Source organism: Embleya sp. NPDC050493 (genome assembly GCF_044458105.1).
In the GTDB taxonomy this organism is placed as follows: domain Bacteria; phylum Actinomycetota; class Actinomycetes; order Streptomycetales; family Streptomycetaceae; genus Embleya.
This window is the reverse complement of the sequence record NZ_JBITHP010000024.1, coordinates 62,661-84,877: the sequence shown is the minus strand read 5'-3', so window position 1 is coordinate 84,877 and position 22,217 is coordinate 62,661. Positions and strand designations below refer to the sequence as shown.

At 71.3% G+C, this 22,217-nt stretch carries 19 protein-coding genes and 1 pseudogene; 13 read left to right on the top strand and 7 right to left on the bottom strand.

Annotation, left to right across the window (positions count from 1 at the left end):
• The first annotated feature begins 113 nt into the window (after positions 1 to 113).
• The 6 genes from ACIBM5_RS34785 (at position 114) to ACIBM5_RS34760 (ending at position 7,575) form a co-directional block, all read left to right on the top strand.
• The gene (locus ACIBM5_RS34785; protein ID WP_396010664.1) at positions 114 to 806 is read left to right on the top strand and encodes a type 1 glutamine amidotransferase; all 693 of its coding nucleotides are present in this window, start codon (positions 114 to 116) and stop codon (positions 804 to 806) included.
• 1,246 nt (positions 807 to 2,052) lie between these two features.
• On the top strand, positions 2,053 to 3,120 hold the full coding sequence (locus tag ACIBM5_RS34780; RefSeq protein ID WP_396010663.1) for a phytanoyl-CoA dioxygenase family protein: 1,068 nt from the start codon (positions 2,053 to 2,055) through the stop codon (positions 3,118 to 3,120).
• Positions 3,102 to 4,415 carry a DUF6271 family protein gene (locus ACIBM5_RS34775; protein ID WP_396010662.1) on the top strand — a complete coding sequence of 438 codons (1,314 nt, stop codon included), beginning with the start codon at positions 3,102 to 3,104 and terminating at the stop codon, positions 4,413 to 4,415. The genes ACIBM5_RS34780 and ACIBM5_RS34775 overlap by 19 nt, the downstream gene beginning before the upstream one ends.
• A gap of 36 nt (positions 4,416 to 4,451) precedes the next feature.
• Positions 4,452 to 5,675: a type III PLP-dependent enzyme gene (locus ACIBM5_RS34770; protein WP_396010661.1), complete on the top strand. Its 1,224-nt coding sequence runs from the start codon at positions 4,452 to 4,454 to the stop codon at positions 5,673 to 5,675.
• Positions 5,676 to 6,314 (top strand): GNAT family N-acetyltransferase, encoded by a 639-nt coding sequence (locus ACIBM5_RS34765; protein WP_396010660.1) that lies wholly within the window; start codon positions 5,676 to 5,678, stop codon positions 6,312 to 6,314.
• A 10-nt stretch (positions 6,315 to 6,324) separates the two neighbouring features.
• Complete coding sequence (locus ACIBM5_RS34760; RefSeq protein ID WP_396010659.1) at positions 6,325 to 7,575, top strand: MFS transporter; 1,251 nt, start codon at positions 6,325 to 6,327, stop codon at positions 7,573 to 7,575.
• A gap of 111 nt (positions 7,576 to 7,686) precedes the next feature.
• Here ACIBM5_RS34760 and ACIBM5_RS34755 read toward each other — a convergent pair whose 3' ends face one another.
• From ACIBM5_RS34755 to ACIBM5_RS34735, 5 genes and pseudogenes are all read right to left on the bottom strand, one after another.
• A complete protein-coding gene (locus ACIBM5_RS34755) occupies positions 7,687 to 8,874 on the bottom strand; it encodes an NAD(P)/FAD-dependent oxidoreductase (protein ID WP_396010658.1) in 1,188 nt (395 codons plus the stop codon).
• A 3-nt stretch (positions 8,875 to 8,877) separates the two neighbouring features.
• On the bottom strand, positions 8,878 to 9,066 hold the full coding sequence (locus ACIBM5_RS34750) for a ferredoxin (protein ID WP_396010657.1): 189 nt from the start codon (positions 9,064 to 9,066) through the stop codon (positions 8,878 to 8,880).
• A gap of 66 nt (positions 9,067 to 9,132) precedes the next feature.
• On the bottom strand, positions 9,133 to 9,987 hold the full coding sequence (locus tag ACIBM5_RS34745; RefSeq protein WP_396010656.1) for a fumarylacetoacetate hydrolase family protein: 855 nt from the start codon (positions 9,985 to 9,987) through the stop codon (positions 9,133 to 9,135).
• Complete coding sequence (locus tag ACIBM5_RS34740) at positions 9,984 to 10,901, bottom strand: catechol 1,2-dioxygenase (RefSeq protein WP_396010655.1); 918 nt, start codon at positions 10,899 to 10,901, stop codon at positions 9,984 to 9,986. Before ACIBM5_RS34740 ends, ACIBM5_RS34745 begins: the two co-directional genes overlap by 4 nt.
• A gap of 5 nt (positions 10,902 to 10,906) precedes the next feature.
• Positions 10,907 to 12,364: pseudogene (locus tag ACIBM5_RS34735) on the bottom strand (aldehyde dehydrogenase); the annotation flags it as partial.
• A 185-nt stretch (positions 12,365 to 12,549) separates the two neighbouring features.
• Between ACIBM5_RS34735 and ACIBM5_RS34730 the strand changes: the two are divergent.
• Together ACIBM5_RS34730 and ACIBM5_RS34725 are read left to right on the top strand one after the other, a co-directional pair.
• Positions 12,550 to 14,031 carry an aldehyde dehydrogenase gene (locus tag ACIBM5_RS34730; protein ID WP_396010654.1) on the top strand — a complete coding sequence of 494 codons (1,482 nt, stop codon included), beginning with the start codon at positions 12,550 to 12,552 and terminating at the stop codon, positions 14,029 to 14,031.
• Between the two features lie 115 nt (positions 14,032 to 14,146).
• Complete coding sequence (locus ACIBM5_RS34725) at positions 14,147 to 14,848, top strand: gamma-glutamyl-gamma-aminobutyrate hydrolase family protein (RefSeq protein ID WP_396010653.1); 702 nt, start codon at positions 14,147 to 14,149, stop codon at positions 14,846 to 14,848.
• 42 nt (positions 14,849 to 14,890) lie between these two features.
• Here the strand turns inward: ACIBM5_RS34725 and ACIBM5_RS34720 are convergent, their stop codons facing one another.
• The gene (locus ACIBM5_RS34720; RefSeq protein WP_391585616.1) at positions 14,891 to 15,463 is read right to left on the bottom strand and encodes a MarR family winged helix-turn-helix transcriptional regulator; all 573 of its coding nucleotides are present in this window, start codon (positions 15,461 to 15,463) and stop codon (positions 14,891 to 14,893) included.
• Positions 15,464 to 15,628: 165 nt separating this feature from the next.
• Between ACIBM5_RS34720 and ACIBM5_RS34715 the strand changes: the two genes are divergently transcribed.
• The gene (locus ACIBM5_RS34715; RefSeq protein ID WP_396010652.1) at positions 15,629 to 17,089 is read left to right on the top strand and encodes an APC family permease; all 1,461 of its coding nucleotides are present in this window, start codon (positions 15,629 to 15,631) and stop codon (positions 17,087 to 17,089) included.
• 64 nt (positions 17,090 to 17,153) lie between these two features.
• On the opposite strand, the gene ACIBM5_RS34710 is transcribed toward ACIBM5_RS34715, so the two are convergent.
• The gene (locus ACIBM5_RS34710) at positions 17,154 to 17,960 is read right to left on the bottom strand and encodes an acetoacetate decarboxylase family protein (RefSeq protein WP_396010650.1); all 807 of its coding nucleotides are present in this window, start codon (positions 17,958 to 17,960) and stop codon (positions 17,154 to 17,156) included.
• Between the two features lie 183 nt (positions 17,961 to 18,143).
• Here ACIBM5_RS34710 and ACIBM5_RS34705 point away from each other — a divergent pair, with 183 nt between their 5' ends.
• The 4 genes from ACIBM5_RS34705 (at position 18,144) to lanA (ending at position 22,200) form a co-directional block, all read left to right on the top strand.
• Positions 18,144 to 19,502 (top strand): glutamine synthetase family protein, encoded by a 1,359-nt coding sequence (locus tag ACIBM5_RS34705; RefSeq protein WP_396010649.1) that lies wholly within the window; start codon positions 18,144 to 18,146, stop codon positions 19,500 to 19,502.
• A gap of 94 nt (positions 19,503 to 19,596) precedes the next feature.
• Positions 19,597 to 20,844 carry a cytochrome P450 gene (locus ACIBM5_RS34700; RefSeq protein ID WP_396010716.1) on the top strand — a complete coding sequence of 416 codons (1,248 nt, stop codon included), beginning with the start codon at positions 19,597 to 19,599 and terminating at the stop codon, positions 20,842 to 20,844.
• 61 nt (positions 20,845 to 20,905) lie between these two features.
• Positions 20,906 to 21,577, top strand: coding sequence for a hypothetical protein (locus tag ACIBM5_RS34695; protein WP_396010648.1), 672 nt, complete (start codon positions 20,906 to 20,908; stop codon positions 21,575 to 21,577).
• A gap of 446 nt (positions 21,578 to 22,023) precedes the next feature.
• The gene (gene lanA, locus ACIBM5_RS34690) at positions 22,024 to 22,200 is read left to right on the top strand and encodes an SCO0268 family class II lanthipeptide (RefSeq protein WP_391585621.1); all 177 of its coding nucleotides are present in this window, start codon (positions 22,024 to 22,026) and stop codon (positions 22,198 to 22,200) included.
• Positions 22,201 to 22,217: the final 17 nt, after the last annotated feature.

Here is a 22,217-nt window from a genome sequence, read left to right as displayed (position 1 = left end):
GGACCCCGGGGCCGCCCCGGCGCCCCCGAGACCTCGCAACCGGCGGCCCGCACCTTGCGATCCGCGCCGACGCGGCCTATCGTTTGGGATCAAATCAGTCTCGGAGGCCCTCGGTGCGCGCCCTGATCATTCGCCACGACCACCACTCGCACGCCGGATACGTGGGTGCGCGGTTGGCCGAACGCGGCTTCGTGCCGCACGAGGTGACGGTCGTGCCCGAGCGGCGTTTCCACTCCCCCGACGTGCGGGTCGACTTCCCGCGCCCCACCGACTTCGACCTCGTCGTGTCGCTGGGTGCGCCGTGGTCGGTCTACGACACCGCGACGATCGGTACCTGGATCGGCGAGGAACTCGCGCTGTTGGCCGAGGCGGTCCGGGCGGACGTACCCGTCCTGGGGATCTGCTTCGGCGCGCAGACGTTGGCCGCCGCGCTGGGCGGACGCGTCGAACGGGCACCGCGGTTCGAGCTGGGGTGGCACCCGATCGAGTCGGACGAGCCGACCCTGATCTCGCCCGGCCCCTGGTACCAGTGGCACTTCGACCGCTTCACCGTCCCGCCGGGCGGGCGGGAGATCGCCCGGTCCGCGGCCGGTCCGCAGGCGTACGTCGTGGGGCGTTCGCTCGGCGTGCAGTTCCATCCCGAGGTCACCCCGGGGATCGTGGCCGCCTGGCTGGCCGGCGGCGGCGCCGGCCAGGCCCGGGAACTCGGCCTCGACATCGCGGCATTGCGGCGGATGGAGCCGGCTGCCCGAGAGCGGGCCGACGCGCTGGTGGACGCATTCCTGGCGGATGTGGCCAAGCTCTGAGCCACCCCCGACACCGGCGGCCGAAACACGTCGCGCGGTCGCGCCCCGTCCGTCGGGTGGGCGGATCCGGCCGGGTCGGCGACGTCCTCGGCGTCCGTCGGCGGTGTGCGCCTGCGCTGTCCCATCAGGCGCGAGAACTCCCGGCACCCGGGTGACGACCGTGTGTGGCGGCGGCTCTTTCGAGTTCTTTTCGATCCTGTGAGTAGATCGCGGCGTGTCGCGGCATCGTCGGGCACCGGCGCAGAACCGCCCGGGGGGTGCCGGCCGGACGCGATCGGGCACGTCGAGCAGGCGGCCCGACCACTCGGCCGCAGCCGCGATCACCGCCACCGGCCGGTCGGCCGCAGCACGCCGGCCGCCTGCCGCGTTCATCCAATCTTGAGAACGAACTCCCTTATCCATAACCGACGTTGGTCTATCATCCCGCCCTTCGCATCGACTGCCCGCCCGCCCCGGCGCACGAAGCGCATCCGTCACCACGCGTCAACGGACGGCTGCAAAAAGGATCAACGCGGGGGTTGACACTGAAAGTTGGTCTAGACCAACCTAGTGGAACGGGGATCGGAGAGGTGTGCCCGGCATGGCTGTCCGCCGACCGAGCGGACCGGCCGGCCGGCACCGCGCGTCCGCCACGGGCGTTCCACGACCCGTACGGGCACCGAGTACAAGGAGGTAGGAATCCCGGCTCTGTCATCGCGGAGAACCACGACCTCCGCAGCGCGACCGGCCGGGGGCGGTAGTGCGCTCTCTTACCAAGTCCGCTTGGCATAAAGCCCGTTCAGCTCTTCACGACACCGCACCGTGGGTCCGGGGGACCCGGCGCGGCGAGGGACCACGCACCGCTCACCCATCTGCCGACCGGCGCCCGCCGGCGGGCCGGTGGACGGTCACCGGCGGGGGCCGCACCGCGGCTGCCCCGACCCTGCCCGGCGGATCCCGGTGGGTCCGCGACGCGACTTCCGCCGGCCGGGGCAGCGGTCCTCGGTCACATCCTTCCGATGTGCGCGAACTGCCCTTGCCGAAGGGCTGCTTCACCATGCCATGACGCGGATCCGGCGCGGCCGCCCGTCGAGCCGGCGATCCCGGACGGCGACGGCGACCCGGTCGAAGCCGTTCCCGGTGCCGGCCGCGGCGCCCTGACACCCGCTATCCGACGTCCGACATCCGACATTCGATCGATCAACCGCCGAGAGTGCGGTCGATGTGCGCCCAGCCACGGAAAAATCTCGCGCCTTGGAGTGATCACATGCCGACGTCCGGCCCCTATCCGTATCGAGCAGCCTCCGACATCCCCTACTTCAGCGCGGACGGCGAGACGTATCTGGCTCCGACCCCGCTGCGTGACCTCAAGAAGTCCCGGCCGCTGCGGGTGTTGTCCGAGCAGGACTTCGACTTCTGGCAGACCTACGGTTATGTCGTGGTCAAGGAGGCCATCCCGGCGGCTGCGGCGGCCCGCCTGCTGGAGTTCGCATGGGACTTCCAAGGGCTCGACCCGTCCCGGCCGGAGAGTTGGTACCGCGACGATCGGCAGTTCCGCTCCGATCTGGACCGGGAACTGCACATCTACGGGTTCGTCGAGGCCTACCACCATCAGCTCATCTGGGACAGCCGCCAGACCCGGCGCGTCTACGACGCGTTCGTCGACGTGTGGGACTGCGAAGAGTTGTGGGTGACCCTGGACCGCCTCAACCTGAACCCGCCCAATATCCGGGACCGTGATCGTGCGCACATCGCGCCCACGGACAAGGGCTTCGACATCGAACTGCACTGGGACGTCGACACCACCCTGGATGTCCCGCCGCAACGGGTGCAGGGCATCATCGCGCTCGACGCGACCCGGCCGGACCACGGCGGATTCCAGTGCTCGCCCGAGTTGTTCCGCCGGTTCGGCGAGTGGAAGGCCGGTCAACCCGCCGATCGTGATCCGATCCGACCCGCCGCCGACCGCGACGAGTTCCCGGTGATCAGACCGGAACTCGAAGCCGGCGACCTGCTGATCTGGAACGGGATGCTCGCCCACGGGGTGGCCCGCAACACCTCCGCGAACGGTGTGCGCGCGGTCCAGTACCTGTCCATGATGCCCGCCCTGGAATCCCACCACGAGCAACGTCGATCCCGGATCGAGTCCTGGCGTCACCTGCGCACACCGGACTGGAACAAGACGCTCGTCGGCGACGCCACGAAGCACGAATCGCTCAGGTACGGCACCGCCACGCTGAACGACCTCGGCAGGAAACTCCTGGGGCTCGACTCCTGGAGCGGGCAAGACACCGACCAGTTCACCGGAGAGCCGGCATGCACAAAATCTGCCTGACCCTGCCCACGAACCGAGCCTGCGCCGCCACGATATCCGCCATCGGCGAGGAGGCCGCCTACGCGGCGACGCACTTCGACGTCGAGGTGCATCTGCTGATCCTCGACTCGTGCGAGGAGTCCGCGTTCGCGATCCACGCCAAGGCCGTCGAGGCGACGCCCGCGACGCCGAATGTGATCGTGCACCATCTCGACGAGGCCGCACAGCGGAACTTCCTGCGCCGGGTGGTCGACCGATCCGGCGTCGACAGGCCGGACCTGTTCCTCGACCTGATGTTGCCCGCCGCGGTCTCCTACGGCGCCTGCACCAATCGTGCCTTCCTGATCGCCGCCGCACTCGGGTGCGCCTCGGTCCACCGTCGGGACTCGGACAGCAACTATCAGACGCTGGACGGGCAACCGGTCTTCCCCATCCACCACGAGCTGACATCGCTCGGCAAGCGCGCCCGCGACGCGGCGTCCGGCGTGAGCGAAACCGTGCTGGATCCGGCCCACGCGGACAAACCCGTGGTACTGGCGGGCAGTTCGTTCGTCGGGGAGTTGTCGGTGGACATCGGCGAGATCCAACGTCTGGACCCGGAAGCCTATTTCGACATCGTCAGCCTGTGGGCACCGCCCGAGTGGTCGCCCGAGAAGAAGCGTCGGCTGGTCGAGGAGTCCTTCACCGGCGCGGGCACCGACCCCTTCGTGCGGGATCACTCGACGCTGACCATCGTCGACCCGATGCGGCTGGACATGTGCAACATCTCCTTCCGGCACGAGGTGTACGAGCGGGTGCCGCTGCCGCCGGCGACCGACACCATCGGCAGCGACTACTTCCTCATGCACCTGGTGCACGATGCCCGGTTGCCGGGCGTGCTGCACAACCGCAACATCGTGAACTTCTACACCGAGGAACGACGCACCGACTCGGGCTTCGTCGCCTATCAGTTGCGGCTGACCAAGTTCTTCCTGTCGATGCTCTACTTCAATGCCGTCTATGCCGAGATGGCGACGGCCGGCGCCGCGCTGCTCGATGCCGAACAGCGCCTTCGGCCCGCGGCGGTCGCCGAACTCGCCCGGGCCGCCGCCCGGTCGGATCGCGCCGAGAACGTACACCGTCTACGCAGCCTCGACCGCTCCTACCGCAGCCTGGGCGGCCGATACGCCGCGTTCGCCGACACGCTGGCCGCCCGCGGCCCACGCCTGCTCGACGAGGCCCAGGCGGACATCGAAGACTTCGCGCTGCTGATCGAGGCGTGGGCGGCACTGATCCACGCGAGCAAGGCCACGAGCGTCCACGAACCGCACCGATAGTGGGACCCGGACCCAATCATGCACGTAAACGCACACATGCGCGCTGCCCTGGCGGCCTCCACCGAGGACCGCATCGTCTTCGATCTCGCCGGCATCGAGGAGCGATACGACTCGCTGCTTGCGGAGTTGCCCGACATCTCGGTCAGATTCGCGATGAAGGCCTGCCCCGTCGACGAGGTGCTCTCCTGCCTGGCCCGCAAGGGCGCCGGCTTCGACGCGGCCAGTCCGCACGAGATCGAGCAGGCGATCGCCACCGGCGTACCGACCGACCGCATCCACTACGGCAACACCATCAAGTCGGACCGGAACATCCGGGACGCATACCGGCTCGGGATCCGGGACTTCGCCACCGACAGCGTCGAGGACGTGCGGGCCGTCGCCGTGCACGCGCCCGGTGCCCGGGTCTTCTGCCGGCTGGCCACCAGCGGCGACGGGGCCCTGTGGGGCCTGAGCCGCAAATTCGGCTGCTCGGGCCCGGATGCGGTCCTCGTCCTGGAGCAGGCCCGGGCCCTGGGTCTGACCCCGTCGGGCCTGTCGGTCCACGTCGGCTCGCAACAGATGACCGCCGAAGCCTGGCAGGACGCCTTCGACGGACTGGCGGACGTCCTCGCGGACCTGAATCGACGCGGCATCGCCCCGGACCACATCAACCTCGGCGGCGGGCTGCCCGCCCTGGGCTACCTGGACCGGCGCGGGCGGCCGCTGGATCCGCCGCTGGACAAGATCTTCGTGGTGATCCGCGAGGGCATGCAACGGCTCCGCGAAGTGTCCGCATCGCCATTGCGCTTCCTGATGGAACCGGGTCGCTGGTTCGTCGCCGACAACGGCGCGATCCGGGCCCGGGTCTCCCGCTTGTCCGCCCGGGAGCAGCTGGACGGCGAACGCCAGTTCTGGCTGTACCTGAGCTGCGGCAAGTTCAACGGGCTGTACGAGATGGACGAATTGCAGTATCGGCTGGTCTTCCCCACCCACGAGGGCGCGGAGTGCGTACCTGCCGTCGTCGCCGGCCCGACCTGCGACAGCGACGACGCCTACCCGCACGAGGAGGACCTCGTGCCGGTGCCGAGGGCGGTCGCCTCGGGGGATCCGGTCTGGATCGTCTCCTGCGGCGCCTACGTCACCAGCTACACGACCCGGGGGTTCAACGGTTTCGCTCCGCTTCCGTACACCTGCGTCGGCGGCGACCACGACGCCGGCAACCAGGCGCGGTACCCGAATCCCTCCTCCGCCGTCGACGTACTTCCGGAAGGGCTGGTGTAGATGGGACACGACGTGCGCATCCGGCACATCGCCGAAGGCGACTGGGACGCCATCGTCGCGCTGGAGGCGGCCACCTACTCCGCCGGCGCGCTGTCCGAGGAGCGGCACGCGCTGGAGTCCCGGGCCCGTTCCTCGCCCGGCACGTGCTTCGTGCTGGACTTCGAGCAACGACCCGCGGGTTACGTACTGGCCCTGCCCTACCCGATGTTCCGCTATCCGGACCTGTCCCGCGCGGAGGACGTGGTCCACCACTCGCGCAATCTGCACCTGCACGACCTCGTCGTCGCCGAGCACGTGCGGGGCAACGGCCTGGCCCGCGAGCTCCTGCACCGGCTGACCGCGACGGCCCGGGCGAAGAAGTACGAACGCATCTCGCTGATCGCGGTCGGCGGCAGCGAGGGCTTCTGGTCGGCGAACGCCTTCGACGCCGTCCCCGAGGTGGCGCTCGCGCCCGGTTACGGCGCGGGCGCGGTGTACATGTGCAAAACGCTGTCCACGTCCAGGGCGGCGTACACGTCCGATCCGACCTACACGTCCGATCCGACGTACATGTCCGAAGCGGTGCACGAGGACCGCGATGCGAGAAGGCGAAGCCAGCCGATGGTCCGGTCCGCGGATCATCCCCGGAAGACGAAGTAGGCCGATTCACATGTTTCGCGTTCGCGATGACTTCCGCCGAGCACAGGTGGCGATCGCAGCACTGTTCTGTTTTCTCGGGCTGCAATACGCCACCTGGGCATCGCGGTTGCCCGCGATCAAGGCGGAACTCGACCTGAGCGAAGCCGAGGTCGGCCTGTTGCTGATGGCCTGCGGCGCGGGCGCGGCGGCCTCCTTTCCGCTCGTCGCGGCGTTGACCAAGCGGCTGGGCTCGCGCCTGTTGGCGCTGTCCTCCGCCCTGGCGCTGGGCCTGCTCCTGCTCGCGCTGGCCGCCGCGCCGAACTATCCGGTCGCGCTGGTGATCATCTGCTGCGACGGGGTCGCCGTCGGCTGTCTCAACGTGGCGATGAACGCGCAGGGCGCCGCGCTCGAAGTCGAATACCGGCGCACCGCGATGTCGCAACTGCACGCGACGTTCAGCGCCGGTTCGTTGTGCGCCGCACTGCTCGCGTCCGGGATGAACGCGCTGACCTCGAACCTGGCCGCGCACTTCGCGGTCGCCGCCGTGCTGCTGTTGCTGCTCCTGGCCTACGCCCGACCCGGGCTGCTGACCGAGGATCGAGCGGCGGCCGAATCCGCCGAGGCCGAGGAGTCGTCGCGGTCGGAGCGGCGGGGGTGGACGCTGCCGTCCCGGATCACCATCTGGATGGGCTGTGCGATGGCGTTCGGCACGGTGACCGAGGGCGCGATGAACGACTGGTCGGCGCTGTACATGAAGGACGTCGCGCACGCGGCGTCGGAGGTGGCGCCGCTGGGCATCGCGGTGGTCTCGGTGATGATGGTGCTGGCCCGGGTGTTCGCCGACGGGTGGCGCAGCCGTTGGGGCGACGGGCGGATCGTCCGGGTCGGCAGCGCGCTGGCCGGCACCGGGCTGGCGGTCGCGCTGCTGGTGGGTGGTGTGGTGCCGGCGCTGATCGGCTTCGCGTGCGTCGGGTTGGGCGTCGCCGCGGTGACGCCGTGCGTGTACGTGGCGGCGGCCCGCGCGGGCTCGGACGCGCTGGCCCTGGTGGCCGCCATGGGCACCACCGGCCTGCTCGCCGGGCCGGCGCTGATCGGCTTCATCGCGAGCGGCAGCAGCCTGGTGTGGGGCATGGGCGCGGTGGCCGCCTCGGCGGTGCTGGTGTCGGTATGCGCCACGCAGATCCGCTGGACCGGTCCGGACGAGGCCGAGTCGGTCACCGCGGTCGAACCGCACGGGCGACCCGAGCCGGGACCGGAGGTCGAGCCGCTCACCGGCGCCTGAGCTCCGCCGCCGGGAGGGGTGGGGCGACCGGCTCCCGGCGGTGCTTCGCGATCAGTCGACCCGCAACCGCCGATACTTCGCACACGGTCGGCTACCGGCGCCGGACCGCGGTCACGCGATCAGCTCCCGGCGGTACTTCGCGGCCAGGGTGATCGCCCGTCCGCCCAGCGCCACCACGCCGACCAGTGCGCCGGCGCGGTGGTAGCCGACCGCACAATCCGCGTCCCAATCGCCCTCCAGGAGACGGATGTCCGCGCCGCCCAACCCGGGAGCGCCGTACGACTGGAGGCGTTCGTCGTACTGGTCCGACCAGAACGTGGGCAGCGGTGCGAACGGGGTCGACGCGCGGTCCGCGCTCCCGGCCAGATACGCGGCGAGCGTGCGGGCCGCGTGTTTGGCGCTGTCGGTGGGGATGCTCCAGTACTCGACCCGGCGCGGTACGTCGTCGTAGCGCGGATTGGCGAACCTGGCCACGTCGCCGACGGCGACCACGTCCGGGCGCGACTCGACCCGCAGGAGGGCGTCGCAGCGTACCCCGTCGGCGAGGTCGAGGCCGTTGCCCGCGAGCCATTCGGTGTTCGGGATCGCGCCGATCGCCTCGACCACGACGTGCGCCGGCAGTTCCCGGCCGTCGTCCAGGACCACCCCGGTGACCTGCCGATCACCGGTCACGTGCCTTACGGTGTGGCCGAGTTCGAAGCGCACGCCGCGGGCCAGATGGCGTCGGCGCAGCGCCGCGCCCAGGTCGGTGCCGAGCGGGCGGTGCATCGGCTCCGGCTCGGGCGCCACCACCGTCACCTCGGCCCCGAGCGAGCGCGCCGTCGCGGCCACTTCGCAGCCGATGAAGCCGGCCCCCACGACCACCACCCGGCGGCCCGGCCCGAGTGCGGCGTGCAGCCGGTGTGCGTCGTCGAGGGTGCGCACGACGTGCCGTCCCGCGCTCGGTCCCGGGCAGGTCAGCCGGCGCGGGCGCAGGCCGGTGGCCACCACGAGACCCGCGTAGGACAACGACTCGCCGCCCGCGAGCCGTACCGTACGGGCGGTCAGGTCGACGCCGACGGCCGGTCGGCCCAACCGCCAGTCCACGTCGGCGCAACCGGCCCGCAGCCGAAAGGCGACCGCGGCGTGCGTCACCCCGCCCGCGAGCACCTCCTTGGACAGCGGCGGTCGGTTGTACGGCATGTGCGGCTCGTCGCCGATCACGGTGATGCCGCCGTCCCAACCGGCTGCGCGCAGCTGTTCCGCGGCCCGCAGGCCGCCCATGGAGGCACCCACCACGACGACCCGGGGAGCGGTCATGGTTCAGTCCTCGATCGTGATGGCCTGGAGCGGGCACACGTCGGCGGCCTCCTCGACCGCGTCGCGCAGCGCCTCGTCCGGGTCGGCGACGAACTCCAGCCGGCCGGAGGCGTTGATGTGGAAGACCTCGGGTGCGGAGAACACGCACTGTCCGTGGTCCCGGCACCGGTCCATGTCGACGACGACCTTCACGGTGGTGGTCCTTTCCGATCGATGGGCTGGTCGAGTGGGCGAAACGCGGGGCGGGCGCGCCGGCGGTCAGCGTCGCGGGGCGCGGATGCCGCGCAACTCCCAGTCGCCGCCCAGCGCGGTGGAGCGCACCTCTTCGGACTCGGTGGGCTGCGCGCCGCAGTCGGTGCGGATCGGGGTCGGGCCCTCGACGATGTGGTTGGCGAGTCGGCCCAAGCCCTCCACCTCGACCTCGACCACGTCGCCCGGCTGCACCGGACGCGATCCGGCCGGTGTGCCCGAGAGCAGCACGTCGCCCGGATCGAGGGTGATCGTGCGGGCGATGTCGGCGACGAGGTAGTGCATGTCCCACTCCATCTCGTCGGTCGAACCCTCCTGCGCCACCATGCCGTTGACGTAGGTGCGCAGGGTCTTGCCGCGGAAGTCCCAGCCCTCGACCAGTCCGGGGCCCAGCGGGCACAGCGTGTCCGAGCCCTTGACCCGGAGCATCGAACCCGCGTCGGTGTCCCGGAAGTCGTGCAGGCCGTAGTCGTTGGCCACGGTGTAGCCGCGAATGAAGGCGCCCGCGTCGGCGGGGGCGATGTTGCGGCAGGTGCGGCCGATCACGATGGCGATCTCGCCCTCGTAGTTGAGGTACTTGCAGCCGGCCGGACGCACGATCGCTCCGCCGTGCGCATTCAGCGACGAGGTCGGCTTGTGGAAGTAGGTCGGCGCGGGCGGCAGTGTGGTGCCGAACTCGTCCACCCTGCTGCGGTGGTTGAGATGCACGGCGATGATCTTGCCGGGCTCGACCGGCGGCAGGTGCCGGGCCTCGGAGACCCTGGTACGCCTACCGTCGGCGGCGACCAACTCGGCGCCCTCGCGCACGACTTCGACGATCGTGCCGTCGAGCAGGATGCGGCGGTACTCGGTGGTGCTGCTCATGCGACGTGTCCTTGGCTGGTGGGGGTGCGGACGTCGGGGGTGGTCCAGCCACCGTCGGGTCGGTCGAACCAGACGTGGGCCTGGCCGGTGCCGGTGGCGTTCTCGTAGTCGCCCACCAGCCGGCCGGGTGCGGTGCAGCGTTCCTCGCCGAGCGCGCCGAGCATCATCAGGTAGTGCCCGAAGCGCGCCTCGGGCTTGTACCGCAGGAAGTCCGGCATGCCGGCGAGCACGCTCGCGTGGTCGCCGCGTTGCATCCAGGCGATCCGCTGTTCGTCGGCGGCCCGGGCCTGCGGGGTGCGCACGTGCACCGGATCGGATGCCTCGTGGGCACGCAGTTCGCGCAGGTTCCAGAAAGTGTGCGAGAAGGCGCCGGAGGCCACGAGCAACACCTTGCGATCGGTGGCCGCGATGCCGTCGGCGAGCGCGCGGCCCAGCCGCAGGTTGTCCTCCACGTCCGCGGTCTGGCAGCAGCCGATGCCCATCCAGCGTTTGCCGGGCACGCCGAGGTGGTGCCACAGGTTGACGGTGGCGTAGTGGATCGGCAGGTACGGATCCTCGATCGCGGTGATCCAGGTGCCGTGTCGGTCGGCGAAGGCGGCGGTGGCGTGGGCCAGTTCCGGATCACCGGCGAAGTCGTAGGGGATCTGCCGCATGCCGCGCGGCAGTTCCTCCGAGGTGTACAGCCCGCTGCGGTGCGGCTGTGCGGCGATCACGTATTCGACGGTGGTCGCCCAGTGCGAGTCGAAGACCACGACGGTGTCGTAGTCGAGCCGCTCGAACACCTCGGCGCGCAGCCGGGCCAGGGCCGGAACCAGGCTGATCTCCCGGCCCTCGTTGAGTTCGTACCGGACCTCGCGGGGCAACATGATGGTGGGCGAATGGGCCAGGATGCCCGCGCCGACGATCTCGCCCATGGTCAGTGCCATCCGTTCGGCGCGGTCACGGTGTTCTTGACGTCGCAGTAGAAGTCGAAGCTCCAGGTGCCGCCTTCGCGGCCGATGCCGGAGTGCCGGGCGCCGCCGAACGGTGCCCTCAGGTCGCGGACGAAGAAGCAGTTGACCCACAACGTCCCGGCCACGAGTTGCTCGCCGACCCGCCGGGCACGATCCCGATCCCCCGTCACCAGTGTGGCGGCGAGCCCGAATCGGGTGTCGTTGGCGAGCCCGATCGCCTCGGCCTCGGTGCCGAAGGTCTGCAGGGTCAGGACCGGGCCGAAGACCTCCTCCTGGACGATCTCGCTGTCCTGCGCGACGTCGGCGAGCAGTGTGGGTCGGTAGTACAGGCCGCCGAGGTCGGTGTTGCGCCCGCCGCCGAGCAGTGCCTTGGCGCCGGCGTCGAGGGCACGGCGGACGAAGCCGTCCACCCGCTCCACGTGGTCGGCGTGGATGTTGGGCCCCACGTCGGTGGCCGCGGCGCGTGGGTCGCCCTGGACCAGGGTGCGTGCCTTGGCCAGGAAGCGGGCGGTGAACTCGTCGGCGATCGAGGCGTCCACGAGCAGTCGGGTCCCGGCCAGGCAGACCTGGCCCGCGTTGTCGTACTGCTCGACGGCGAGTTCGACGGCCAGCTCCAGGTCGGCATCGGCGAAGACCAACAGCGGTGATTTTCCGCCGAGTTCAAGGCTCACCGGGGTCAGGTTGGCGGCGGCCGAGGCACCGATCCGGCGGGCGGTGGGCACCGATCCGGTGAAGCTGATCCGGCGTACGTCCGGGTGTGCGGTCAGCGCGGCGCCGACCTCCTCGCCGTAGCCCTGCACCACGTTGAACACGCCGGCGGGCAGGCCCGCCTCGGCGGTGATGTCCGCGAGCAGCGACGCGGTCAGCGGCGTCCACTCGGCGGCCTTGAGCACGACAGTGTTGCCGGCCGCCAGCGCCGGGGCGACCTTCCAGGTGGCCAGCATCAGCGGCGCGTTCCACGGGGTGATCAGTACGCACGGCCCGGCCGCGTCCCAGGAGACGTGGTTGCCGTGGCCGCGGGTGTCGAAGTCGTCGTGGCCCAGGTGTTCGGTGAGCCAGTCCGCGAAGAAGCGGAAGTTGTGGGCGACGCGCGGCATCACCCCGCGCAGGTGCGAGCGCAGCAGCGCGCCGTTGTCGGTGGTCTCGACGATCGCCAGGTCGGCGAGCCTGGCCTCGACTCCGTCGGCGATGGCATGCAGGAGGCGGGCCCGTTCGGCGGGCGGCGTGGCGGCCCAGGCGGGGAACGCGGCGCGCGCGGCGGCGACGGCCGCGTCCGCCTCGACACGGCCGGCCCGGGCGATCTCGCCGAGGGTGGTGCCGTCGATGGGCGAGACGTCGGTGAAGGTGTCCGCGGACCCGACGCGCTCGCCACCGATCCAGTGCCGGGTGTCGACGGTGACGCCCGCAACGGTGACCTCGGTCATGGAAAAGCCTCCAAGTCGTTTGACCCCAAACAATTTAGCCGGCTGCGATCGGGGCGGTCAAGGGGGGCTCGGGCTTCACCCGGCGCTCCGGCGGCGCCCCCGGGGCACCCCGGCGGCATTCCCGCCGACCGGGCCCGCGTTGTATCGTTTGCCCCCAAACAATCTTGTCGGCGAAAGCGGGCACCATGGCGCAGCTCTCCCACCAGGACTGGCTCGACCGGGCGGCGCGGCTGCGCCCGGTGACCGTCCACCACATCGACGGCGCCGACCACGTGGGCGACGGCGACACGTTCACTGTGATCGCGCCGCGCGACGGGACACCGCTGGCCGAACCGGCCCGGGCCGGGCAGCGCGAGGTGGACCTGGCCGTGGCCGCCGCGCGCCGCGCCTTCGACACCGGGGCCTGGCCCCGACTCGCGCCCGCCGAACGCGGTCGCGCGCTGATCAGGTTCGCGGACACGATCGAGGCGCACCGCGAGGAACTCGCGCTGACCGTCGCGCTGGAGATGGGCAAGCCGGTCACCGAGGCATACGACATCGAACTGCGCGCGGTCGCGGCGTGCTTCCGCTGGTACGGCGAGGTCGCCGACAAGCTGATCGACGAGGCCCCACAGTCCGGCCCGGACGCACTCGCACTGGTCACCCGCGAGCCGGTGGGCGTGGTCGCGGCGGTCGTCCCGTGGAACTTCCCGCTCACCATGGCCGCCTGGAAGGTCGCCCCGGCGCTCGCGGCCGGCTGCACCGTCGTCCTCAAACCGGCCGAGCAGTCACCGCTCTCCGCCCTGCGGCTGGGCCGGCTCGGCGCCGAGGCCGGCCTGCCGGCGGGCGTGTTCAACGTGGTCGCCGGCGAGGGTCCCACCGCCGGGCGGGCGCTGGGCCTGCATCCGGACGTCGACGTGCTCGCGTTCACCGGCTCGACCGCGGTCGGCCGACACTTCCTGCGCTATGCGGCCGACTCCAACCTCAAGCGGGTCTGGCTCGAACTGGGCGGCAAATCCCCGAACATCGTGCTGCCCGACGCCGACCCGATCGCCGCGGCGGCGAGCGCGGCGTGGGGCGTCTTCTTCAACCAGGGCGAGATGTGCACCGCGCCGTCCCGGCTGCTCGTGCACTCCTCGATCGCGGAGCACGTGACGGACGCGGTGGTCGAACGGGCCCGCGCGCTGCGCATCGGCGACCCGCTCGACCCGGCCACCACGATGGGCGCGCTGGTGAGCGCGGCGCACCTGGCCCGGGTGCGCGCGCACATCGCCGGGGCGCACGCGGCCGGCGCCCGGCTGCGCACCGGCGGGGAACGGGTGGACCGGCCGGGCCACTTCCTGGAGCCGACGGTGTTCGACCGGGTCGCCCCGGAGATGGCTTTGGCTCGCGAGGAGGTGTTCGGTCCGGTGCTCGCGGTACTGACCTTCGACACCGAGGACGAGGCGATCCGGCTCGCCAACGCGACCGAGTACGGCCTGGCGGCGGGTGTGTGGACCACGAACCTGTCGGCCGCGCACCGGATCTCCCGGGCGGTGCGGGCGGGCACGGTCTGGGTCAACTGCTACGAGGAGGGCGGCCTGAACGTGCCGTTCGGCGGGATGAAGCAGTCCGGCCACGGACGGGACAAGTCGCTGCACGCACTGGAGAAGTACACCGACCCGAAGACCACCTGGATCCGACTCTGACCCGACCGCGCCCAGATCCCCCCGCCACCCCCTCCCGCCCTGCCTCCTTTCGAACCCTTCGGACCCTTCGAATACTTCAAGCCTTTCGAGCCTTTCGAGACCCGCGGAGACCGCAGTGACCCGTCCGTTGATCGCCGTGCCGTGCCGGTTCGCGGCCACCACGTCCGCCCTGCGCTACGCCGCCGAGGTGACCGCCCGAGCGCTGGCCGAGGCGGTGTACGCGGCGGGCGGCGAGCCGTTCATGATGCACCCGGCCGAGCCGGCCGGCGCCGCGTCCCGACTCGCCCGCGCGGACGGCCTGTTGCTGCCCGGCGGCGGCGACCTGGCGCCGAGCACCTACGGCGCGGACACCGTGCACGACCGGGTGTACGACGTCGACGCCACGCAGGACGCCTTCGACCTCGCCTGCGCCCGCCACGCGCTCGCGGTCGGCCTGCCGACGCTGGCCGTCTGCCGCGGCCTCCAGGTGGTCAACGTGGCCCTGGGCGGCACCCTCACCCAGGACATGCCCGTGCACCACCGCCATGTGCTCCACCGGGTGACCCTGACCCCCGACTCCACCATCGCCCGCGCCACCGGCACCACCGAACTCGACGCATCCTGCTACCACCACCAGTCCGTCGACCGCCTGGCCCCCGGCCTCCGCAGCACCGGCACCACCCCCGACGGCACCGTCGAGTCCCTCGAACCCACTTCCCCCACCGGCTGGTTCACGGCCGTCCAGTGGCACCCCGAGGACACTGCCCGCACCGACCCCACCCAACATTCCCTCTTCACCACCCTCACCGAGGCAGCCCACCGCCACGCCCGCCGGTGACCCTATCCGTCGAGCGGCCCGCGTCGGCCGAGGGTTGCGTGGTCAGCCCTTCGCCCGTCGCCCTCCGCGCCTCGGCTTCGGTGCGTCACCGCCGAGCAGGTCCTGGCGGCGTTCCTCGCCCTTGGCTTCGAGGCGGGCGACGATGCGGCGCAGGGAGTCGGCGAGGGTGAGGCACTCGTCGGCGGTGAGGTCGTCGGTGACGAACGCCTCCTCGGCGTTGAACGCCGGGAAGACCTTGGCCATCAGTGCCTCGCCGGCGGGGGTCAGCGAGAGCAGCACGAGCCGGCCGTCGGTGGCGTGTGCGGCGCGGGTGAGCAGGCCACGCGACTCCAGCGTGCGGGCCACGCCGGTGAGCGTGCCCTTGGAGATGCCCGCCTCCTCGGCGACGTGCCGGGTCTCGCTCTCGCCCCAGATCCACACCTCCCACAGCACGGTGAACGCGGTCCAGGTGAGTTCGGCGTCGCGCAGCACCGAGTTCTCCAGGTGCTGGCGTACCGCGGCGGCGGCGCGGTAGATGTTCGACACCGCGGCCATCTGCTCGCGCCGCAGCGGGATGTCGCCCAGTCGTGCCTGGACGGCCTTCTCCGTTTCGGTGATGGACCGCTTGCCGACCACGTGCTCCGCCTTCCTCGTCGTCCGCGTCCGGGTGGTGCCCCGATACGCCTTCCGCACCCCGAAATCTAGTCCTTGTGGCGACCTGTTTGCATCCGTACGATCAGCGGCACCCGCAGATCGTACGGGCCCAAACGAATGGGCTCCCGCCCCTCGGAGGCGCCGGGCATGGCAACCAGACAAGCGTCGACGAACGGCACCACCGACCCCACTTCCGCCCCCGCGCGCGGTTCGCTCGGCGTCGCACACATCGTCTTCTTCGTGGTGGCGGCCTCCGCTCCACTCACCGTCGCCGCAGGCGGCATCCCGCAGAGCCTCGCGGTCACCGGCACCTCCGGCATCCCCGCGGTCTACCTCGTACTGGCCGCGCTGCTCGCGATGTTCAGCGTCGGCTACGCCGCGATGAGCCGGCGCATCACCGGCGCGGGCGCGTTCTACGCCTACGTCGCGCAGGGCCTGGGCCGGGTGGCCGGCCTGGGCGCCGCGTTCGTGGCGCTGATCTCCTACAACGCGATGCAGATCGGCATCTACGGCCTGTTCGGCTTCACCACCGCCGACTTCCTGGACGCCAAGCTCGGTTGGCACCTGGAGTGGTGGGTGGTGGTCCTGGTCGGCATCGTGCTCGTGGGCGTGCTGGGCTACCTGCGGATCGACCTCAACGCACGGGTGTTGGCCGCGCTGCTGATCGCCGAGACGGTGACCGTACTGATCTTCGACATCGGCGCGTTCAGCCGGGCGCCGGACGGCCTGTCGCTGCACCCGTTCTCCTGGGACGCGCTGACCTCGGGCTCGATGGGCGCGGCGTTCTGTTTCGTGATGGCCTCCTTCACCGGCTTCGAGTCGGCCGCGATCTACGGCGAGGAGTGCGCGGATCCCCGGCGCACCGTGGCCCGCGCGACGTATGTGTCGGTCGGCGTGATCGGTGTGCTGTACGCGGTCACCGCGTGGGCCCTGATGAGCGGCGCCGGCACCGACAGGGCGGTCGAGGCGGCGACCGAGAACGGGCCGAACCTGATCTTCGTGCTGGGCGGCGACCGGATCGGCTCCGGCTTCGCCGACCTGGCCCAGGTGTTCCTGATCACCAGCCTGTTCGCGGCCCTGCTGTCCTTCCACAACGCGGTCGCCCGCTACTTCTTCGCGCTCGGCCGCGAGGGCGTGCTGCCCACCGCGTTGGGCCGCACCCACCCGCGCAACGACTCGCCGCACATCGGTTCGGCCACCCAGACCGTGCTCGCCGCCGCGGTGGTGATCGTCTTCGCCGCGCTCGATCGCGACCCGATGGCGACGCTGTTCAACTGGTTCACCAACCTGGGCGCGCTGGGCGTACTGCTGTTGCTCGTGCTGACCTCGCTCGCGGTGATCGTGTTCTTCCTCCGGCGGGGCGCGGACGGGGAGAGTGCCTGGAGCCGGTCGATCGCGCCCGCCGGGTCGGCGGTGCTGCTCGCGGCGGTGTTCGTCGCCGCGCTGGACAACTTCGGTGTCCTGCTCGGCGTGGACTCCGGCTCCGTGCTGCGCTGGGTGTTGCCCGCGCTGGTGCTCGGCGCGGGGGTGGTGGGCGCGCTGTTCGCGCTGTACCTGCGCGCGGCCCGGCCGGGCGTGTACGCGGGCATCGGGCGCGGCCGGAGCTGACCGGCGGCCCGCGCGCCGGGGCCGGCCGTCGGGTGCCGGGCCCCGGCGCGTTCGTCGCCACCCGCTATGCCGCGCCCGAACCGCCGCTCTCCAAGAGCGTGCCGCCGTTCCAGACCACGCCCACCTGCCGGTAGTAGGCGCCGATCATCTCGACCGGCTCCAGTCGGGCCAGTTCCTCGGTGGGCGCCTCGAACAGGGTCAACTCCGCGTCGCCGGTCCAGGCCTGCCCGCCCTCGGCGGACTCGGCGCCGGTGGCCACGAGTTCGTCCAGCGCCGGACCCCGACCCGGTTCGATGGACGGCAACCAGCGGTGGTGGGCCATCGGGTGCCCGTTGACGAAGCCGTTGGTCGGCGACGGCTCGCGCAGCGTCACCACGGCCTCGGCCAACCGGCGGTCGGCGGCGGCCAGGGTCGCGCCGAACCTCGCGCCCGCCTCGATCCGCGGCGCCGGGCCGTACGGGTGCGGCCGGGTCTGGTGGATCGAGCCGAGCTTCTTCGGATACCCCTGGTGCAGACCGCGTGCGATGGCGAAGTCCTTGTCGACCCAGATGTACACACAGCGCGAGTAGGTCACCCCCGCATACCGGCAGCGCACCACCGCGAAGCACTCCTTGTACTGCGCGCGCACCGGATCGAGCAGTTCCGCGCGGCCGGTCGAGCAGGACTGCCAGTCGGCCCAGATCAGCGCCACCGCCCCCGGGTCCTCCTCGGCGAGCGCCAACTGCGGGGGCAGCAGCTCGGCGACCCGCGCGGGATCGGTGCGGTACTCGACGGTGAGCAGGTCGCCCGAGTACGACCACGGCGGTGCCGGGATCAGCGAGGACCGGCCCGTGCCGGTCTTGGGGTGGAAGAAACCGTGTACGCCGGTCATGGCGCCTCCCTCTGCGAACCCTGGCCAATCGTTTGGGTCCGTACGATATGCCTCCCGCAGCGCGTTGTCACGCACGCAAAGCCTTGCCCTCAACCCCTTGTGCGACGTCTGCCACGTCCATATGGTTTGGGCTCAAACGAATCGGCCGTCCCGCCGTCGCCCGTCCTGTGCGAGGAGAATCCGGTGAATCCATCCGAAGCGGACCGGGCCCACGCCGTCGTCGCCGACCTCAAGGCACGCGGCATCGACGTGGTCCGGATCGCCTACCCGGACCTGATCGGCACCGATCGCGGACGCGACGTGCTGGTGGACCACCTGCCCTCGGTGTGCGCACACGGTCTGGCGTTCTGCCGGGCGGTCTTCCACACCACCCCGCGCGGCGAGACCGTGCCGGTGGCCGGCGGCATGGACGTCGGACTGCCGGACATCTGCGTCCACCCCGACCTGGACACCCTCGTCGACATCCCGTGGGAGCCCGGCGTCGCGTGGTGCCTGGGCGAGACCACGGACCCGGCCGGCAATGGCCCCGCCGCCGAGGCGCCCCGTTCGCTGCTGCGCGACGTGCTGGCCCGGATGACCGACGAGGTGGGCCTGCGACCGGTGGTCGGACCGGAGTTGGAGTACTTCCTGTGCGAACCGGACCCGCGGCGCACGGGCGGTTGGCGGCGGTACGGCGACGCGCCGGGCAACGTCTACGTGGCCGGGCGCCGCGGCGACCCGGACGGCCACCTGCTGCGCACCCTGCGCAGCCTCGGTCCGCTGGGCATCGGCGTCACCACCGGCAACCACGAGTACTGCTCGGGCCAGTTCGAGATCAACCTCGACCACTCCGACGCGTTGGACGCCGCCGACCGGGCCTTCCGCTTCAAAGCCGCGATCAAGGAACTCGCGCGCCTGGAGGGCAGGTTGGCCACGTTCATGGCCAAACCCTTCAACGACGAGGGCGGTTCCGGCTTCCACCTGCACCTGAGCTGCCTGGACGCGGACGGCGCCAACGCCTTCGACGACCCGGCCGGCCCGCACGGTCTGTCCCCCGCCGCACACCACGCGATCGCCGGCGTCCTGGCCCACGCCCCCGCGCTCACCGCGCTGTTGAACCCGACGATCAACTCGTACAAGCGGTTCGGCCCGGACACGCTCGCGCCCTGGCTGATCGACTGGGGCCTGGACAACCGCAGCGCGATGGTCCGCATCCCACCCGAGCGCGGCGCCGGCGCCCGCCTGGAGATCCGGCTCGGCGACGCGAGCGCCAACCCGTACCTGGCCGTCGCCGGCGTGCTCGCCGCGGTCCACCTGGGACTGCGCGACAAGGCGAGTCCGCCGCCGCCGCTGGAGGGCTACGGGTACGACGCCGCCAAGGCGCCGATCCTGCCCGCGACCCTGGCCGACGCACTGGACGCGTTCGAGGCCGACACGGAACTCACCGCGCTGCTCGGCGCGCGGTTCACCGACGCGTTCACGACCTACAAACGCGACGAGGTCGCCCGCTTTCGCCGGCACGTCACCGACTGGGAGTTCGCCGAGTACGCCTACCACCTGTGAGTCCACCCGCGCCGGCGCCCCCGCGCACCCGGCCGATCCCCCGCGAGGAGCCTTCGTGAGCACCACCACCACCGCCTCCGCGGTCCCCGAGCCGATGCCGCTCGACGAGATCGACCTCGCCGACAACGACCGCTTCCTGGACGGCGACACGCCCTGGCGGATGTTCCACACGCTGCGCCGCGAGGACCCCGTGCACTGGCAGCCCGAAGCGGCCCCCAACAGCGGCTTCTGGGCGCTGACCCGGCACGCGGACATCGTCGCGGTCGACCGCGATCCGCAGACCTTCACCTCCTCGCGGTTCACCAACCTGGAGGAGGTCGACGACTCGCAGATCGCCATCCGCCGCTCGCTCCTGGAAACGGACGGGCTGCGGCACACCGCGCTGCGCCGGCTGCTCCAGAAGCAGTTCACCCCGCGCGCGATCGCCGACTACGGCACGTTCCTGCGCGGGCTGACCGCACGCACCCTGGACAACGCGCTGGCCAAGGGCACCTTCGACTTCGTGCACGAGGTCTCCGCCGACTTCCCGATCAACGTGTTGGCCAAGATGCTGGACGTGCCCGGCGAGGACACCGGCAGGCTGATCGACTGGGGCAACCGGATCATCGGCAACACCGACCCGGACTACGCGGACGTGCTTCTGGAGAGTGCGGAGAGCGAGCGCTACCGCGAGTTGCCCTTCCGCAGTCCCGCCTCGCTGGAGGTCTTCGAGTACGGACGGGAGTTGGCCGCCCGACGGCGCGGCGGCACCGGCACCGACCTGGTCAGCCGGCTGGTCAACCAGACCCCCTCGGACGGCGTTCCGCTGTCGCGGCACGACTTCGACAACTACTTCCTGCTGCTGGTCGTGGCCGGCAACGAGACCACCCGGCACGCCATCTCGCACGCGATGCTCGCGCTGCTGCGCAACCCGGAGCAGCTGGCGCTGCTGCGCGACAACCTCGCCCTGATGCCGGACGCGGTCGAGGAGTTCCTGCGCTGGGCCTCCCCCGTCTACCACTTCCGCCGCACCGCGACCCGGGACACCGAACTGGGCGGCCGGTCGATCCGCGAGGGCGACAAGGTGGTGCTGTGGTTCGCCTCGGGCAACCGGGACGAGGCCGTATTCGAGAACCCGTACGACTTCGACGTCACCCGCCGCGGCGTGGACCACGTCACCTTCGGCAAGGGCGGCCCGCACTTCTGCCTGGGCAACGCCCTCGCCCGCCTGGAGATGCGGATCATGTTCGAGGAACTCCTGCCCCGGATCGCCGACATCCGGCTCGCGGGCGAGGTACGCCGGGTCCGGTCCAACTTCGTCAACGGCATCAAGGAACTCCCGGTCACGGTGACCCCGGCCTGAACCCGCCGTCCGGCCGACGGCGACCTCGGCGGCGTCCGGGCCGTCGATTAGGGTGCGCCGCATGGACACGCGTGGACTCACCGCAGGGGTCGTACTGTCGGCGGCACTGTTACTGGTCGGGTGCGGGAGCACCGAGGCCGGCCACGGCCCGGTGGCCGGCTCGGGCGGCCCGCACCCCCCGGGCGCGAACCCGCCGACCGGGGACCCCGGGTCCGCCGGTACACCGCCCGCCGGCGTCGAGCCCCGGTTCGTCCACGTCACGGAGGTGCCCGGCTACGTGCTCGCGCCGCAATCGGTCGCGGTGTACGGCGACAGCGGCTTCCAGGCGGTCTACGTATCGGCGCAGGGCAGGCGGATTCACCTCGGCGTGGACGCGGGCGACCCGAACTCCGCGGACTGCCGGCCGAATCCGCCGGCGGGCGAGACGTGCGTGGCGGACGGCACCGCGTGGTACCGCGGCACCTCGGCCGAGCACACCTACACCCGCGCCGGCAACGGCATGGTCGTGCGGGTGTGGGCCGACCCGAAGGAGATCGACCGGGCCACCCTGTACGCGGCGCTGCTCGCCGCCCGCCCGGCCGAACCCTCCGCCGCCCTCCCGGCGCCCCCGGCCTCCGGCACCCCCGCGCCGCGCTCGGCGCCGACCACCGCGAACACCCCGGTCGAGCGTGGCGATCTGCCGCCGGTCGGGGACGGCGCCCCGCTGAACCACCCGCCGCGTGCCGGCGGGTGATGCGGGCGGGCCCGGACCCGAACCCCGCACCACGGCCTCGGACCGAAGCGAAGATCACCCTCGAAGATCATTTCCGAATAGGGCCGGGCGGCTCATTCGAATGAATTCCACGAGACCCTGCGGCCCGCACCGAAAAATTGCCGCGCGGAATGTTCTCGACGCAGAAGATGCCAACGAAATCGGTTAACCGGGATTCACCTCCCGGCCCGTCACGACGCAGGCGACCCCCTCGTGAAGACGCCGGACGGGCCCGCACCCGCTCGGCATCCTTGCAGGGTAGGAGCCTGATCGCGCTTTCCACAGGGAGATTTCCAGCCGGCGCGCATGGCTGGTAATCGTTCTTGTCGGCCGCCTATTCAGCGCTTAGCGTCCTCCCCGAGATCAAACAGATCTCCTGGATTCGCGGCACCCACCAAAGCGCTGCGACCGATATCGCGGGAGTTGTCATGAACGACAAGATTCTGCTCGAAGAAACCACCGAGACGCGCGACTTCGCCGACTTCGACCTCGACGTCCGCATCGCGGACGGCGAGCTCGAGGCGGCCGACTTCGGGGCGGCCGGCGGCTGGACCTCGCCGAGCACGTACGGCGTGCAGTCGCGCTGTCCGCTCTGCTGCGCCTGACCTGCAAGTCCGGGGGC